Origin of the sequence: Uliginosibacterium sp. 31-16, assembly GCF_030730865.1 — a bacterium.
Lineage (GTDB): Bacteria > Pseudomonadota > Gammaproteobacteria > Burkholderiales > Rhodocyclaceae > Uliginosibacterium.
The window spans coordinates 45,960-62,170 of the sequence record NZ_JAVALZ010000005.1; the positions used below are offsets into that span (position 1 = coordinate 45,960).

Annotated in this window: 9 protein-coding genes; 2 read left to right on the forward strand and 7 right to left on the reverse strand. The window is 55.2% G+C overall.

What is annotated here, in order from left to right; translation table 11 throughout:
- Nucleotide 1: 1 nt before the first annotated feature.
- Genes Q9Q94_RS16350 through Q9Q94_RS16365 form a run of 4 tightly spaced genes read right to left on the reverse strand, consistent with a single transcriptional unit; the run spans nucleotide 2 to nucleotide 3,987 of the window.
- Nucleotides 2-2,290 carry a secretin N-terminal domain-containing protein gene (locus tag Q9Q94_RS16350; protein ID WP_305981202.1) on the reverse strand — a complete coding sequence of 763 codons (2,289 nt, stop codon included), beginning with the start codon at nucleotides 2,288-2,290 and terminating at the stop codon, nucleotides 2-4.
- Nucleotide 2,291: 1 nt separating this feature from the next.
- The gene (locus Q9Q94_RS16355; protein WP_305981203.1) at nucleotides 2,292-2,819 is read right to left on the reverse strand and encodes a hypothetical protein; all 528 of its coding nucleotides are present in this window, start codon (nucleotides 2,817-2,819) and stop codon (nucleotides 2,292-2,294) included.
- A complete protein-coding gene (locus Q9Q94_RS16360; protein WP_305981204.1) occupies nucleotides 2,816-3,370 on the reverse strand; it encodes a hypothetical protein in 555 nt (184 codons plus the stop codon). The genes Q9Q94_RS16355 and Q9Q94_RS16360 overlap by 4 nt, the downstream gene beginning before the upstream one ends.
- A gap of 41 nt (nucleotides 3,371-3,411) precedes the next feature.
- Nucleotides 3,412-3,987: a hypothetical protein gene (locus Q9Q94_RS16365; RefSeq protein ID WP_305981205.1), complete on the reverse strand. Its 576-nt coding sequence runs from the start codon at nucleotides 3,985-3,987 to the stop codon at nucleotides 3,412-3,414.
- Nucleotides 3,988-4,442: 455 nt separating this feature from the next.
- On the opposite strand from Q9Q94_RS16365, the gene Q9Q94_RS16370 reads away from it, so the two are divergent.
- Nucleotides 4,443-4,610: a hypothetical protein gene (locus Q9Q94_RS16370; protein ID WP_305981206.1), complete on the forward strand. Its 168-nt coding sequence runs from the start codon at nucleotides 4,443-4,445 to the stop codon at nucleotides 4,608-4,610.
- Between the two features lie 82 nt (nucleotides 4,611-4,692).
- Here Q9Q94_RS16370 and Q9Q94_RS16375 read toward each other — a convergent pair whose 3' ends face one another.
- The 3 genes from Q9Q94_RS16375 to gspG are packed head-to-tail and all read right to left on the reverse strand — an operon-like array spanning nucleotide 4,693 to nucleotide 7,967.
- A complete protein-coding gene (locus Q9Q94_RS16375) occupies nucleotides 4,693-6,351 on the reverse strand; it encodes a GspE/PulE family protein (RefSeq protein WP_305981207.1) in 1,659 nt (552 codons plus the stop codon).
- Nucleotides 6,348-7,529, reverse strand: a complete 1,182-nt coding sequence (locus tag Q9Q94_RS16380) for a type II secretion system F family protein (RefSeq protein WP_305981208.1) — start codon at nucleotides 7,527-7,529, stop codon at nucleotides 6,348-6,350. The genes Q9Q94_RS16375 and Q9Q94_RS16380 overlap by 4 nt, the downstream gene beginning before the upstream one ends.
- Nucleotides 7,530-7,541: 12 nt before the next feature.
- The gene (gspG, locus tag Q9Q94_RS16385) at nucleotides 7,542-7,967 is read right to left on the reverse strand and encodes a type II secretion system major pseudopilin GspG (protein ID WP_305981209.1); all 426 of its coding nucleotides are present in this window, start codon (nucleotides 7,965-7,967) and stop codon (nucleotides 7,542-7,544) included.
- A 341-nt stretch (nucleotides 7,968-8,308) separates the two neighbouring features.
- Between gspG and Q9Q94_RS16390 the strand changes: the two genes are divergently transcribed.
- Complete coding sequence (locus Q9Q94_RS16390) at nucleotides 8,309-16,078, forward strand: carboxypeptidase regulatory-like domain-containing protein (RefSeq protein ID WP_305981210.1); 7,770 nt, start codon at nucleotides 8,309-8,311, stop codon at nucleotides 16,076-16,078.
- Nucleotides 16,079-16,211: the final 133 nt, after the last annotated feature.

The window sequence follows — 16,211 nt, forward strand, 5'->3', positions numbered from 1 at the left end:
TTCAGGGTGCAACCTTGATTTTTACGGGCTCGGGCAAAACGATTCGATCTGGCTGGCCTGCGTCGAGAACAATGTGTGGTGAAGAGGCAGTGATGACGCCTTCCCCATTCGCGCCCGTTTTGGCACGTAGTTGCAGTCTGCCGATTGCGAAGCTACCTGCGCCTTCGAACTTGAGCGTTCCGGTGCTGCCTGGAATTGCGAGTTCGAATAACGTTTCGTCCCATGTGACGCTAACGTCGCCGCCCTTGACCAGATTACCTGCAGAGACACTGGCGGTAATGATGAACTCCTGGCCGGGGCGTAGGTTCCTTGGTGCGCCTAGCGTGATCGAGGCCGTTCTTTGACCGGACTCTGCTTTGGAGGCGGGTGCGCTAGCCTCTACAGAAGGGGGACTTGTTGGAGCTTTTGAGGCTCCAGCCGTACTCACGCTTGGCAAGTTCGAAGGTGTTGTGCTGTTGATAGCAAGCGGTGCGGCCCCCACAGAGCTCTCCGTGCCAGCAGGGATGGCTCTGCGCGAACCAGCTGAAGGAGTGATGTTGCTGACGATATGCGGAGTGATCAACAACACAATCTCTGTTTTGGAACCATTTGTGCTGTGATTCGAGAACAGGCGTCCCAAGCCCGGAATGCGACCCAAGCCCGGAATGCCAACGGTGGTGTTGCGTTCTTGGTCTGAGATCAGGCCTGCCAGGACCTGAGTTTCTCCATCACGTAGACGCAATACGGTGCTCGCATTGCGAGTACCAATTTGATATGCCAGTGAGCTCTGTGGGCCTGCCACTTCTTTCGTGACACTGGATACCTCGAGTCCGACTTTGATTTCAACCTCGTCATCAAGACGCACCGTTGGTTCCACATCAAGTTTCAGACCAACGTCAAGGTAATTGACGGAGGCGGAAACTCCGACGTTGGCGGTTGAAGTGGTTGTGAATACTGGTAATTTGTCACCAATGTGAATCTTGGCTTTCTCTTTATTACGGACCCGAATGCGGGGATTGGCGAGCGTATTGCTGTCGCCGCTTTGATCTTTCAGATTTAGCAACAGTGCTGGGTTTGAGACATAAGGCACAAGGGAGCCTGTGTTGCGTAAATCCACATTGCCAACTAGTAACTGACCGCCGATGTTCGTAGATTGTGTCGTGCCTGTGGTGGTGGTGACCGCGGAAGTTGTTGTAGGTTGGAGCAACCCGTAACCAACCTGATCTGGATACTGGATGCCCAAGCTCATGAGCTTGGAGCGTTGAATTTCCATTACCTCTACATCGAGCATAACCTCGGGCGAAGCGACGTCGAGCTGCGCGATCAGACGTTCTGCCATCTGGATCGCTTCTGGCGTGTCCTTTATAACCAAGAGGTTGAGGCTTTCATCAATGAAAGAGTCGCGGGATTTGACTACAGCCTTGATCATTGCTTGGGCTTGCTTGGCTTCGGTATTTGTGAGGTAGAACGTGCGTGTGGCGAGCTCTTGGTAGTCCTTTTGCTTCGCCGCTCCCGCCGGGTAAATGATCACAGAGTTTTCATTCAGAAGTTTGCGCTCAAGCTGATTGGTGGTAAGGATCAGGCGCATGACTTCGTCGATATTTGTGTTGCGCACAAAGATGGTGACCTTAGCGTCTGTCTTCACGTCTTTGTCAAAGACGAAATTGATGTTGGCTGTCCGTGAAATCGCCTCGAAAACACTGCGAAGTGGGGTGTCGCGAAACTCCAATGTGATGGGGGTATTGAAGGCGCCCTTTAGCGTGAGATTGTCTTGTGCGGGCTTACTAGCGGCGATTTTTTCGTCAATCTCGCGCAGTAGCGCGCGCAGGCTTGCATCGTTAGGCGCTTCTGCGAGAAGGGCACGTACGATGCCTTCCGCTTCCGATGCTTGGTTTTTTTCTAGAAGCTGTTCTGCGTTCTGTCGACGTTGAGCGTGCAGCTTGCTGCGACCAATCTCGCGCAGAATTGCTTGGGCGCGTGCGTTGCTAGAATCGTACTTGAGGGCCTGTTGGGCCTGTGCTTCAGCCTCTCCGGTACGACCGGCTACGCGTGCGCGTTCGGCAGTAGTCAGCACTTGTGCAATGAGCCGATCGCGGGTTCGGAAGTAGCGCACGCGTAGTTCGACATCATCCGGATGTAGTGCCATTTCTTGGCTGAGGTGGTTGAGTGAAACCTCGCTTGCATCTATCGGAGTATTGCTACCGAGGCTAATCGGGCTGCGTGAGCATGCGGCAAGCAGCAGACAAAGGAGTGCGGTCGATAGCAAATTTCGATAAATGCCATTCGGGTGTTCGGACTTGATCGGGCTCATTTCAGTAATTCAGGGTTTGTGGCGTATTCAATGGCAGATATTCCAGTTGGAGGCTGTGCTCTCCAATTGCAATGACGCGGTACTGGCTCACGAGGGTGTCGCCTTCACGAGCGATCAGCATGCTGTCTCCATCATCAAGAAAAACTGCGGAGTGTGTGCCTTCGGCTACCTTGCCGAGATATTTGAAACGTAGCGGTGGCGCCGTTGGCTTCGACGGTTCAACTTGAGGTGGAGGCGGCTCAAAACTTGCTGATGCGAACGGATTGTTTTCGATAGCGGGTAGAGCGTTGCGCGGCGTGTGTGCCAATGCGAGCTGTGCCAGAAGATAGCTCTGGGATACGTTGCTGGTGCGGCTCGCAGGTTTGCTTATCTTTGACTGCCCCAGAGATGTAGCTGTTCGGGCGTTTTGACCGCGTGGGCGCTTACTCGTAGGACGCGCGGAGTCCTCCTCGTCGAGGCCGCTGACCCACCAAACAATTAGAAGCGTGACAAGCAGAGCTATGCCGAGTGTGAGTTGTCGGCGCTTCATTGTGTGCCTCGCAGATAGACAACCAAGCGTACCTGTGCATCCAGTTCAGTTTGTTGAATGTTTGGCCGTTGCAGTTCGATGGCTTCGATGCTAAGTGTGGGAACCGTCTCAAGCGCATCGATCAGCCAAGCGCGTAGCGCTGAGTAGCTGCCCTTGACTGGCATACTGATGCGCACGCGGCGTGTGTCTGCGCCGCGGATGGAGTCGCGCGCCTCGCCATTCAACTCGATACCGTTTTCGGCACTGTCTCCGTAGTCCGCTCTGCGTGGGGCCAGTCCTTGCTTACGGGCACTGGCATCAAGCTGCAGGAGTATTTCGGGCAAATTGTTGGCAGCAGGAAAACCTTGATAGAAGCGCGCAAGGATCTCGCGCGGTGACGCTTCGCTCTGCGTGCCACTCCTCAGTTGCATAGCTAGTTCGGCTCGCTGGCTGGTGATTCCCGCAAGTTCCGCTTTGCGGTCGCGATTGCCGGAGAAGTCAAAGGCCGTAGCGAACATCACCAGAGCCATGCCAATCACACCCGCCCAACCTGCATTGATGAGTTGGTGCAATATGGCGTTCCGTAATGGTTTGAAGACGGCTGGGACGCGCTTCATTGACCAGTCTTCCAACTGGCGCCCAGTGTGAAGGCAACGATTTCCACACTGCCGCTGGGTTTGAACTCGTAACTATCGACTTGTGCTCTGCGTATGCTGGGGCGCGCAGCCAAGCGACGGGCGAAGGCAAAGGCTGCGTCTAGTGAACGCGCTTCGCCAGTGAGTTTGAGTTGTGTTTTACCCGCGGTTTGTACCAGAGAGAGCAAAGCGACATCTTCGTTGCCTGCGGCTTCAATTTCAGCCAGTACATCTAGGTTGCGGTTATGCAGGCGCTGAGCGAGCTGGGTTGCCGTTTTTAGTTCGGATTCGGGAAGTTTCTCGCGTTGTTGCGCGAGCATCAGGGCGCGGCTGCGTTCTAAGTGGCGAGTTTCACGCGCCAGACGCACTTCCGTGTTTCTCAGTTGTTCTCCCAAGTCGCGGTATTCGAGGAGTATGGCCGATGTAGCGAGTAAACCAGCCGCAAGCAGCAGCCAGCCAAGCAGGCTTGGTTGGCTGCGCTGCGGGATGAAGTCCAAAGCTATGGTGGCCGGTTGCGTGTCTAGCCACGCCAACCGATTCAAGCGTTTTTTCATGCACTCCCTTTCCGAAGCTGGAGCAAATTGCTCGTCCAGCCTGTGGGTAAGGTAAGCGCCATGTCCCCAACCTCGCCAGCCAAGTAGAGCACACCGGTATCGGCCGTATAGGCGCTGCTCGCCAGTAGTAGTCTCAGCATTGCGCCCAGTGCTACGCCATCCCCACAGGATAGCGCTTGCGTCCTCAGCGCCAACCAGCTCCCAGCCTGCCATAACCCAAGCGTCACACGCCCGTCTGCCAGCCAAGCCAGGGCCCCTTGAGCCACGCCCATTTCAGAGTGCAAGGCATTCCAACACGCGCTGAAAGCTGGCTGCACACTAACAAGCTTCAATTTCTGTGCTTGTGCGAATTTGTGCAAGGCAGCCAAGGCTCTGTGCTCGATTGCTGCGGAGAATGCCGGCTCGCCAGGCAAGGCTGTTTCGGTAGCGATTTGCCAAGCTTGCGGATCAATACCATGTACATCGCGAAACACGGTCTGCTGAAAGACCGTTCGCTCATCTGTCGTACGGACCGCTTTGGGAAAACTGATGAGCAGGCAACGCACAAAAGTGTGTTCAAGTACCACGGCGAGTCGATGGTATCCCTTGGGAAGAACAAGGGTGCCGAGCGCCTCGTCAAGTGAGGGGGCTGACCACCTTTCGTGTTGCGAGTGTTTCTGACCATCCAGGCGCCACCCGTGCTGGCCGAGTGCGAGGTGTAAGCAGTCAGGCGACGAACGTGACACGGTTCAACTCCTGCAAAGTGGATTCACCTGCTGCGACCAGCGCCATCCCCGCGTTGCGCAAGGACTGGAAGCCATACCGCGCTGCGGTCTCTTTCAGTGTGCGTAACGGCGCACGTTGCGTGATCAATTCGCGCAATTCATCGTTGAGCATGAGAATCTCGGCAATCGCGCGTCTTCCTCGATAGCCGCTGCCGCGACATTGCCCGCAACCGGTGCCAGCGCGAAAGCGGTAACCGGCCGTGTCCCCCAGGCGTGATTCGGCGAGCAATGCTGCGTCTGGTTTGATATCCGAACTGCAGTGCGGGCAGTTGATGCGAAGTAGTCGTTGGGCGACGATAACATTCAGGGCAGCGACGAGGTTGTAGGGGTCTAGTCCCATGTGCATGAATCGTCCGATTACATCAAAGACGTTATTGGCGTGCACGGTGGTGAAAACGAGATGACCCGTGAGGGCCGCCTGTACCGCGATTTCTGCGGTCTCGGGGTCGCGGATTTCGCCGACCATGATCTTGTCTGGATCGTGGCGCAGGATTGAGCGTAGACCACGTGCGAAAGTGAGACCCTTTTTTTCGTTGACGGGGATTTGTAGTACGCCGGGTAGTTGGTATTCGACCGGATCTTCAATCGTGACGATCTTGTCTAGTCCGTGATTGGTTTCACCGATAGTGGCGTAGAGCGTGGTGGTCTTGCCCGAGCCGGTTGGGCCGGTGACGAGAAGCATGCCGTAGGGCTCATTCGCCATGTGGCGCAGTTGTGCCCGGGTGGTGTCATCAAAACCCAGTGATGAAAGAGTTAAGCCGCTTAGCTCCTGCGTGAGGTGTTCCTTGTCGAGGACGCGCAGCACAGCGTCCTCGCCATGGATGCTGGGCATGATGGATACGCGGAAATCAATCTCACGTCCTCCCGCATTTGCTTTGAAACGTCCGTCTTGTGGTACGCGCCGCTCGGCAATATCAAGTTCGGCCATCACCTTGATACGAGAAATAGCTTGCTCCGCCAGATCAGCCCCCTGCACAGCTCCGACGCGATTGAGAACGCCATCTACGCGGTACTTGATCTGCATACCGTTCGCTAGTGACTCAAGGTGAATGTCACTGGCGTTTTGTTTGAGTGCGTCGTAGAGCGTCGAATTCACCAGTTTCACGACAGGGCTAGCGTCTTCCGATATGCGCCTGGCGGATATGTCTTCTGTGTGCTCCGTACTCGCTGCGTTCTGTGCATCGCCAATCATGTTGGCGACAAGATGCTGATCCTCTTCTATACGCGCCAGGCAGGCAGTCATGTCGGAACAACTGGTCAAAACCAATTGGAAGGGCTCGAGTATGCGTGCCCCCAGCCAGTCTTGAAGATGAGCGTCGAAAGGATCGCAGACGGCAATCAACAGTTGGTTGTTGCTATCGCGAACGGCTACGCATTCGCGACGCAAACACTCTTCAAAGCGCAAAGCTTCCAGATCGGGTGTGCATGACAGTAGCTCGGTTGCGGTGGCACTGCGCAGCTGTAATTGGACGGAAAGTTCGACAAGAACATTACTTCCGTGGCGGTCGACGAGCAGATCGATCATCCTGCACTGGGCACTGGCCGCTTCTTGGCGCAGGATCGTGATATCCGCAGGTGAGAGTAGCGGAAGTGCGGTCATTGAATGGACTCCGCCAGCTGGAAAATGGGTAGATACATGAGCACTACGATCAGACCGATGACTGTCCCGATCAGCAGCATGAGTGCTGGGCCAATGAGGCGAGTAAGGAGTTCAACGCGACGGCCGATTTCTTCCTCGTGAAACACTGCGATGCGTTCAGCCATTTCGCCCAGATTTCCAGCCTTCTCGCCTACACGCAGCATGCGATTGGCAACTGGCGTGGTCAGGCCGTGCAAGCTCAACGCATCGGTCAGGCTACGTCCTTCACGCACCATCAGCATTGCGGTATCCAGACCGCGGTGAAGGGTGGCTGAAAGCAGTTCGCGAGTCATCTGAAGCGCGGTAAGAACCGGAATGCCGCCGCGTAGCAGCATGGCTAGCGTGCGGTAAAACCGCGCCAACTGAAAGACTTTGAGTTCAGTTCCTATTGCTGGAATTTTCCACAAGCTGCGTCCGACCGCTGCACGTAGCGTTGTGCTGCGCACCGCCATTGTGAGAAGGGTTGCCACACAAGCCACCGCAAGCAGCATTGGTAGCGAATGTTGCTGGATCAGATTGCCCCAGTCGATCAGAAGTTTTGAGGCGAAGGGCAGATCGCCCCCTACCTCTTCGAACACCCCTGCGAAACGCGGCACAACGAAGCCGAGCAGGAATACCACTACCAGTCCACCGACGCTGAGCAGCAGCAGGGGGTAGATCGAAGCGCTGATAATCTTGCCGCGCAATGCATCCATTTGCTGACGGTATGCGATGTAGCGCTCCAGTGCCTGATCGAGATCCGATGTCCGTTCCGCCGCACGCAGCATCGCGACGTAGAGGGTCGGAAAGGCGCCCGGTTGAGCTTCTAGCATTGCAGATAATGGTTTTCCTTGGCGCATACCACCGGAGAGTCCGTCAAGCGTTGCACGGACTATTGGGCGGGACTCCTTTTCGGCCAGCGTATCGATGGATTCCACCAGTGGCAGGCCCGATTTCAGCAGTGCAAGCAGTTCCTGCGAAAACAGTAGCAACGGGAACTTTGAGCGCAATCCGCCATTACTCATGCGCCCCTTTTTCAGGCTTAGTACAGTTAAGCCACGCGCAGCGATTTGCTGGCGAGCGGCCGCTTCATCGCTTGCGTCTATGCTCTGTTCAATGACGGCATGGGTGATGTCAAGCGTTTTGACTAGATATTGCATCGTGCTAAACGCTTACCAGTTACCTAGGTCTTCGGCTTCGCCCGTGCCACCTGGCTGACCATCCTTGCCAAAGGAAAACAGATCGAATTCACCGTGCTCACCAGGCTGCTTGTACTGGTAGGGGTGCCCCCATGGGTCGTTTGGCACTGCTTTCTTTAGATAGGGACCGTTCCAACGCGTCTCACCAGCCGGGCGTTGTGTGAGTGCCACCAAGCCAGCTTCGCTGGAAGGGTAGCTCCCAACATCCAGCCGATATGCATCCAGCGCTTTCTCCAGCCCGTCGATCTGTGCTTGAGTTGTTTTGACTTCAGCCTTGCCAATATGCGCAAAAAATTTTGGTGCAACGTAACCTGCAAGAAGCCCCAGGATCACCATGACCACCAGCAACTCCAGCAGAGTGAATCCTCGTATTTTTGTGCGTGAAAATGGCTTTTGCATTCTTGTTAAATGTTTACTTTGAGGTGTGTTCAGTATCGCATTGGACTTTGAGGCCGCTGGATTAGAGCCGAGAACGTTGGCTATGGCAAGTACTTAGAAAAGATGAAATCGGAGTGTTTGCCGATAGCTCTATTTCATATATGAATGAATTTGGCGTCTTTGTTGGTTTAGGCGATTTGGAAAATTAATTTTTCTTTACAAGTATTGACGATGAATTGCATCGTCATTTAATCTCCGGCACCTTCAGCGCAGGAAAGCCTTTTTGCATAAAGTCTCTCTGGATTTCCTTGCTCACCACAACGTAATTTTGTTGTGAATATATAAGTTATCCGGGGTTGGATATGTTGCGTAAGCCGCGTTTTGGACGGGCCACTTGCATTGTGTTGGCCGCTGTTTTTGCTTTGTTGCTTCCCTTCATGGCAAACGGGGAGTTGAGCGCTTCAGTGCAAAAAGGCTTGGCGTGGTTGACGACGAAAGTTGCTGAAGCAGGACTTCTAAGCAACGCAGACTCAGTTGCAAACCTCTATCAGGAGCGTTCTGAAGCTGCGCAAACCTTACGTCTTCTGGCAAGTGTTCCGGATGGTCTTTCACAAGCGGTGGCAACGGCACAGAGTCAGGACGGAGAGCTTGATACTGAGTCTCTTGCGCGGCAATTATTGGAGCGTGATCCAGCTGACGCGGCCGTCCCTGGTCTGCTCAATAAACTTCTCGCGCGGCAAGGCGACGACGGAGGCTTTTCTGGAGCAGAGGGATACCAGAGCGATGCAACCGATTCCGCATGGGCAATTGCTGCACTAGCTCAGCATGGTAGGGCGACTGGATCTGAGGCGTCTCGCGCTCGCAGCTACCTCGCGTCTCATGTGTCTAGCGCGGGCGTCGACGCGCATACCTCCGGCGGTGCTGCGCTCACCGGTGCAGCGAAGGTCTCGATCGCGGCGATTGCTAGTATCGCCCTCCAAACAGGAAGTGATAGCGCAAGTTTGACCGGCGTGCAGCAGCTGACAAAATTTCTGCTGTCTGCTCAAGGCGCTGATGGTGGCTGGCAAGTAGATACGCTGAGTTCGGCTTGGGCTCTTTTGGCGCTCAGCCCGGTTAGCACGGATACGACCTACAAAGCTACAGCGCAAGCTTTTCTAGAAGGACGTCAGCAGGCCGATGGAAGCTGGAATAGTGATCCCTATGTGACGGCTATCGCATTACGTGCGCTGTCGGTTCGTCCTGCGAATCCCGTTGATAGTGCGGCAAATGGTCAGGTTTTGGGTGTTGTTGTTGATGCCAAATCTGGTCAGGCTCTTGACGGTGTGACCGTTAGCTTGCAGTCGGCGTTGGCAGGTAGTGCTGCGGTGAGTCAGCCAAGCACCCTGGCAGGCGCCTTTCAGTTTGAGAAACTTTCTGCTGGTGGATATCAGTTGAGTTTCTCGCGGGCAGGCTACGTCAGTCAGACTCTCGCTTTGAACGTTTCCATCGGGCAGAAATACGATGTTGGCTCGATAAAGCTGGCGCCGGCTACGAGTACCGGCATCCTGAACGGTGTTGTGACCGCTCAGGACACTGGTTTGCCTTTGGCTGGCGTTACAGTTTCTGTTTCCGGCGCTGCATCGCAAGCAGCGACTACGGATAGTTCCGGACGTTTTGAATTCAGCGCGCTTACGCCCGGCAATATCAGCGTATCTGCAAGCCTGAATGGTTACACGTCGGCGACAGGGACTGCCTCTGTAGTGGCTGGGCAAACCTTGGTGTTCTCTCCGTCTCTTTACGCGGCCGGTAGCCCAGTCCCGACGACAGGTAAATTTTCGGGCCAAGTGATTGATGCCGCAACAAACGCTGTGCTGGATGCTGTTTCTGTCGATGTGACGGGGTCCGCGACAGTCCGTTTGGCAACGAGCGGCGGTGGCTATTTCGCAGGAGAACTTGCCCCAGGGGCCTACACAGTTCAGTACAACAGATCAGGCTACTCATCTGTTAGTCAGACATTTGTTATCGCTGCGGGTAGCAGCGTGTCAGCGGGTGTGGTGAAGCTGAAAGCGGTACTTCTGAAAAGCAGTGTGCATGGCCGAGTCGTGAGCGATACGGGCGCGGCAATTGCAGGTGCGCAGGTTGAAATTGTAGGCAGCCAGCCACTTCTGTTTTCGAAATCTGCTGAGGACGGGGCCTATAGCCTGGCCGATCTTGGCGGCTTGCGCTTTGATGTTCGCGTAAGCGCTTCTGGGTACGTTTCACAAATGCTCACGCTGGAGCTTGATCAGGCGAGTGATGTGCTGCGCGATCTCACTCTTTCGGCCCAGCAAAGCGGCAAGCTGCAGTTAGGGGCTTTGGCGCTGGATAAAACCAGCGTGCTCGCGAATGCGGATGTTGTTGGAACCGTAGTGCTTGTGAATTCGGACAACAAGCCAATTGATCTGAGTGGGCTTGTGCTGGTTCAGGATCAGAATGGGGACGTTGCCGCGACCGGGGCCTTGCTGGATGCTACGCTTTCCGTGCTCGGCAACTTCACCTTGGCTGCGGGCGAAAGCCGTACCTTGTATGCTAAATGGAACAGCGCTCAGTACACTCCGGGCCCCTATCAATTTGTCGTACGGTTGATTGAGCCCGGCTCGCGCAGCCGAGCAGTACCCCTTGGCGTATCAATCGCGGAGCGTGGCTCTCCGCTGACGGTCGGCAAAGATGCAAGGGTTGCAGGTTCTGTAACAGTAACTCCACCTGTGGTGCGTGCAGGTCTTAACAGTCAGGTTCATCTCTACGCTACGTTGCAGAACGTTGGGAATACCACGCTCGTTTCGCAGGACTATCGGGTCAGGGTTGCGGACGCAACTTCTGCGGCAGTTGTGTACGAAACTACCGTCAGTGGTGCAGGGATGGATGTTTCTGCATTGAGCAAGCTCGACTTTGGAAGCTGGCCAGCCGCAGCCTCCGGGAATTACATAGTATCGGTCAGTGCGATATCTGCCGATCTTCAGGGCTCCGCGAGTGGGAAGCTATATGTCGGCGACTCGGGGTCGGCGATTTTTAGTGTGACCCCGTCTTTGGTCCCAACGGGGAACCAGTCTGTTCGCGCCAAAATTGCTGTTACAGGTCAGGATGTAACCACGGGTGTAATTAGCGACCCATTGGTTCCATTGATTAAGGCTGCGATACAAAAATCAGTAACTTTTAATGATGCAGCGGCTCGTACTTGGACCGTCAATAACAATGGCTGCCAAGGTTGTCATATTCAAACGCAAGCGTTAGTCGGTGGCGAAACCAACCGCAAGCTGAGTACTTATGATCAGCTTGCCCGCGCAACCATTTTGAATAACACCACACTTAACCAAACGGAGTACGGTACGTACAATGAAGGGTACTCCAGAATCTATCCTCGCGAGATGACGATGCTGGGCTTGTGGGCGCTTGGTGCTTACCACGACAGACCTTTTGTCGCCTCTAGCATCAAAAAAGCTGCGGACTGGACCGTCTCTAGTCAGGAGGCCGGAGGGCGCTGGTACTCTGACCGTTGTGATTTGTGGTCATGCTCCAACGAAGCTACCACGGGAATGAATCTGCGGAGTCTCGTTGATTCATATAAGTTGCTGTCAACGGTCGCCCCTGAAAAAGTAAGAACATATTCGGTTACTGCCAAGCCTGACGCAGTGGCTCTCTACCAGAAATTTGGTTCTGCGACGTGTTGCGTTGCTACTGACTCAGCGGGGCGGACTTACCTGACGTTTACATCGGGGAAAGTAGCGCAGATTAATCGCGATGGCAGTATTGGCGGGACTTGGATTGGTTTGAGCTCTCCTAGCGGAGTGGCAGAATTCCAAGGCAGCATCGTTGTCGCCACTAAGACCGGCTTGTACAAGTTGCTCGAAGATGGAACTCAGGTTCGGGTAAATACTGGAACAACCTTTGGAGCATTGGTAGTAAGCCCAGACGGCCAGTATGTTTATAGTAATAGCTCGCAGGAAAATCGGATTTATCGGATTTCCGCCGATTGGTCGAGTGAGGTTTGGGTGTCTGGTGGGTTGTTGAGCACCCCTGGCGGTATGGCCATGGATGCATCCGGGCGGCTGTATGTAACCAATTACTCCGGTATGGGCTATGTCCTGCGTTTCAATCCTGACAAGACGTATTCCAAAGTTCTGGAACTTGCGAACGGCCGATCGATTTCAGTTCTGCACCGTGCTGACGGTTGGTATGTCGCAGGAGATCGCGGGATTTTCCGATTCAACGAGGACTGGGAAGGCGAGCGCATCTGGTTCAGCGGTGTTACAGGCCAATTGTCCGAGCTCCCTGGCGGCCGGTTTGTGGTCGTCAAAAACAGTGGGTATATGGAGGATATTGAGAGTACTCAGGTAGATGTAGCTCCTTCCTTGTCGAAATACGTGGTTGCCATTGATCGTGCGACGACATGGTTAATGTCGAGAGATTCGCTGGCTAGTACAGATACGTTTTTGCTTGCTCAGCATTTGGCTGGATTGGGTGAGGCTCGCAATTTTTATCGGGCAACAGAGCCCGCGAGGTCTGAAGCTATAGCCGCCAAGATGACGCAGATCGCCAATCGCCTGCGATCGAATGTCAACGTGGATGGTGGTTGGGGGCGTTATCTAAAGCAAACCAGTGACCCCATGGCGACTGCGCAGGTGGGGGTTGCGTTGGACTACACAAATCCCTCACCCAGTGACCCCCTGGTTCGTAAGGCTGTTGAATGGCTTCTGGCTACGCAAAAAGCGGGGGGCTCTTGGCACAGCCCAATAGCGGGAACTGATTTGGCTGCCACAACTTGGGTTTCGATCTGGTTGCCGGTGATGCTGGATCGCTTGGGTGGTATCGACACTGATCTTTCGTTGAGTATTCCGGCAACGTCGACCGCGACTGCATTCAACCCGGTCCCGACCACTTCCACCATGCAAGCGGATGGTAGTTACGTCCATAAATGGTCCATGACTGGCGTGACGTCTGCGGGGCGTAACGTTGAGTTTGATCTTGCTTTGAGCAATCTGCTGCCGAATGAGCAACGTCCTGCTGCGAGTGCCGCGTTCTTGAGCTTCAAGAATTCGTTCACGAACGAGCTTGTTGACGCACCGATCGATATTCCCAAGATCACCGCCACAGCGAAGCTCGACTTGAATGCTGCGACTGACAAGTCCGTCTATGGCTCGGATAGTCCTGTATTGGTTTCCGCGTCCGTGATCAACGGTGCGGGTGCAATGGCCAGTGCGAGTCTCCAGTTCCAGATTTTTGCGCCGGACGGAAAGTTGGTGAGTGATCTTGGCGTGTTTCCGACGGGCAATATTGCCGCAGGGGTGAGTGGCGGGACCAATGCCGTTTGGAACACGGGCAGCAGTCTGCACGCGCCTGGGTACTCCGTGCTCGTGACGCTATTTGATGCAAATGGTAGCCAAGTCACGCAGATCACGTTGCCGTTCGAAATCTCGGCCTCCGCCGCGCAGCAGGTTAGTGCCCGTGTGACGACAGATCGTGCGGTCTACAATCCGCGCGATACCGTGCAGATCACTGACCGGGTGAGCAATCTGATTGCAAACTCTGTACGCGAAGGGCTTTCGTTAAAAACGGTTGTGCTGAACCCGAACGGTCAAACTCAGTGGCAGACGACTGAGCCAGTAGCACAACTGCTCGGTGGTGTGAGCAAGGAGTTGTCCTATGGCGTTGGCTTCTCCAGCGCACCGGCTGGCAGCTACACAGTTACGCTGAGCGTGCTTGATGCACAAGGCGCAAGTCTTGCCGCTGCTAGTACACGTTTCAGCGTGCGTGACACGTCGCTGGATGGAGCCGGCCTGTCTGGCAGCTTGAGTGCGTTGCCCAAGTCGGCAAATGCCGGTGATCAGATCGCATTTAGTTATACGTTGAGCAATCGTGGCAACAGTGCGCTGAGTGGCTTGCCCTTGAGTGTGCGCGTCATTGATCCGCTTGCTGCCGATGCCAGTGCTGTTGTGGCTGAGTTGGCGGGCAAGGCTGATGTGGCAATTGATGGCAACGCCCAAGGCGTCAAGTCTTGGCAAAGCGGCGCATCTTTGGCTGACAGGACTTTGGCCGCAGTGCTGATCGCGAAGATTGGCGACAAGGAAATCATCCTTGCGCGAGACACCTTCCAGTTGCTCAAGCCCGCAGTCAAGGTCGACCTTGTGCCGAGCCTGGATGCGCAGGCGCGTGTTCTGGCGCTCGTGTCGTGCCCAACTTCAACGACAGGTGGTTCAGCCGGTACCGGGCTGGATGTTGACGGTTCGAGTGATGGAAAAGCACACGCCGATATCGCTTCGTGTGTCGCTGCTCGTGTCAAAGCGTTGGATGACTACCTCACCGTGCTAGGGGTCAGTCACAAGATCGTCACTACCAAGGAAGAGTTTGCGACAGCCTTCCACTGTGGCATCTACAACACCTACTGGGTCAATGGTGGCGTGCATAAGCTCGACACCACCATGGCCAAGGAGGTTCGCGAAGCTGTTGAACGTGGCGATGGTCTGATCGTCGATGGTTTGCGTAATGCCAGTACTGCGGGTCCGCAGATTCTGCCGGAGGTATTGGGCGTCACCTTTAGTGGCAAGCTACCGCATGGTTCAACCCAGATTCAGTTCAGCAGTGACAACACGATCGCGGCTGGCCTGATGGATACGGCCGGGCAAGATCTGCGAGTGACCTTGAGCACGGCCAAGCAAATCGCGAGTTTTACCGTCGTTCCGGGGGTGCAGGATGTTTCGCCGGCCGTGACGCTGAATGCATTTGGTCAGGGTCATGCGCTGCTGTTTGCCTTTGATCTGGCGGACATGATGTCGGCACAAACTGCTGCGCAAAGCGATAACCTGCGTGACGTTGTCTCGCGTAGCCTGAGTACAGTAGCCCCTGTGCTGACGGCGCCTCATGCAAGTCGTCCGTTCGGTGCGCGAATTCAGCTCACCAATAGCGGAGCCTTGCTCGCCAACACCTCGCTTCGTTTGACCTTGCCGGTTGGCTTCAAACTTGAGGAGGCTTATCCGCAAACTACGGTCGCGCAGCAGGTGCTGACAGATGGCCGAACCGTTCTGAGTTGGGTTTTGAACTCTGCTCCAGGCGATAACAAGGACGTTGTGCTGCGACTGCGTGCTGGTACCTCTGCCGGTCACTTCGATTTGCCGCTTGAGGCTGTATTGACCCCCGTGTCCAGCGATGGTGTTCTGGGTGCTCCTTTGCCTACGGCTAGCTACACGCTAGGTGTCGATGTGCTGGCCGCCGCAGCCATCTCGGCAAACACCGTGCCGGTCGTTCAGGCCCTTGTGCCGAGCGTAGCTAACGAGCTTGCTGCACGTGACCGTGCGCTGACTCAGCTGGCGCAAGCAAATACCGCGTTGGCGCAGGCGAGCTATCAAGCCGCACTGGATGGCCTGGTCCTGGCTGCTGATGAGATCCGCAGCATCAGTAGTGTCAATACGGATGCGCCTCGTCTGGCGATTTCACAGGCACTTGAGTCTGCATCGGCCCCGCTATGCAAGATGCTTGGGTGCATTACGGGCAGCGTCAGTTTTGCAACTCGTGAAATACAGCTTGGAAACAACATCGTCATGGGGCGCACGGTCTATAACAACTGCCCGCCGCAGATCAAGGACATTCCTGTAACGGGGCTGTTGATTCGTGAGCGAACAGGAGCGACGGAACTGACCTTGTGGGACAACCTCACCATCCCGGGCTATCAGAACAATCTGCGTCAAGCCGGTTGGCAGGCTCTGGGACAGGAAGGGGATGTCATGTCCCTGGATCTGAGTGCTGTCTGGATGAATCACTACCTGCATTTTGATCGGCAGAGCTTCCAGATCGTGGTGCTGCCGCCCAAGCTGGCCGGGACGCTTACCTTGCCAAGCAACCCACGCGCTAGCGACAACCTGAATATCGGCTGGAAAGTCGTAAACAGTGGGGCCTTGGGCAAAGACGTACCGGTGAGCCTGCATTTCACTAATGTCACGCAAGCCAAGCCGGCTGGAGCCTATGACCAGACCCTGACGTTCAACCCTGGCCAAACCAGCAGCGGGAATTACAACTGGTTTTCCAGCGGCGCAGTGGGCGATCAGATCAAGGTCGATCTTGTGGCAACGGTCAAGGGGGTAACGCAAACCCTGTCCAGTGCGACGATGACACTCAAACCTTAAGCAGTTGTTTAGCCCCGCGCCGCGTGAGTGGTGCGGGGCCAAGCGTCATCCCGCTTCAGGATGACGACCAACCCATACCAGGCATCAAAGATTAACGAGGTTGTACATGCACTACCTTCGCCGCATATCCCGC

Excerpts from the sequence above, each read along its gene's own strand:
- Q9Q94_RS16370 (WP_305981206.1), top strand. The coding sequence starts at position 4,443 with ATGTACATCGCGAAACACGGTCTGCTGAAAGACCGTTCGCTCATCTGT.
- Q9Q94_RS16380 (WP_305981208.1), bottom strand. The coding sequence starts at position 7,529 with ATGCAATATCTAGTCAAAACGCTTGACATCACCCATGCCGTCATTGAA.
- Q9Q94_RS16390 (WP_305981210.1), top strand. The coding sequence starts at position 8,309 with ATGTTGCGTAAGCCGCGTTTTGGACGGGCCACTTGCATTGTGTTGGCC.
- Q9Q94_RS16375 (WP_305981207.1), bottom strand. The coding sequence starts at position 6,351 with ATGACCGCACTTCCGCTACTCTCACCTGCGGATATCACGATCCTGCGC.
- Q9Q94_RS16350 (WP_305981202.1), bottom strand. The coding sequence starts at position 2,290 with ATGAGCCCGATCAAGTCCGAACACCCGAATGGCATTTATCGAAATTTG.
- gspG (WP_305981209.1), bottom strand. The coding sequence starts at position 7,967 with ATGCAAAAGCCATTTTCACGCACAAAAATACGAGGATTCACTCTGCTG.
- Q9Q94_RS16355 (WP_305981203.1), bottom strand. The coding sequence starts at position 2,819 with ATGAAGCGCCGACAACTCACACTCGGCATAGCTCTGCTTGTCACGCTT.
- Q9Q94_RS16365 (WP_305981205.1), bottom strand. The coding sequence starts at position 3,987 with ATGAAAAAACGCTTGAATCGGTTGGCGTGGCTAGACACGCAACCGGCC.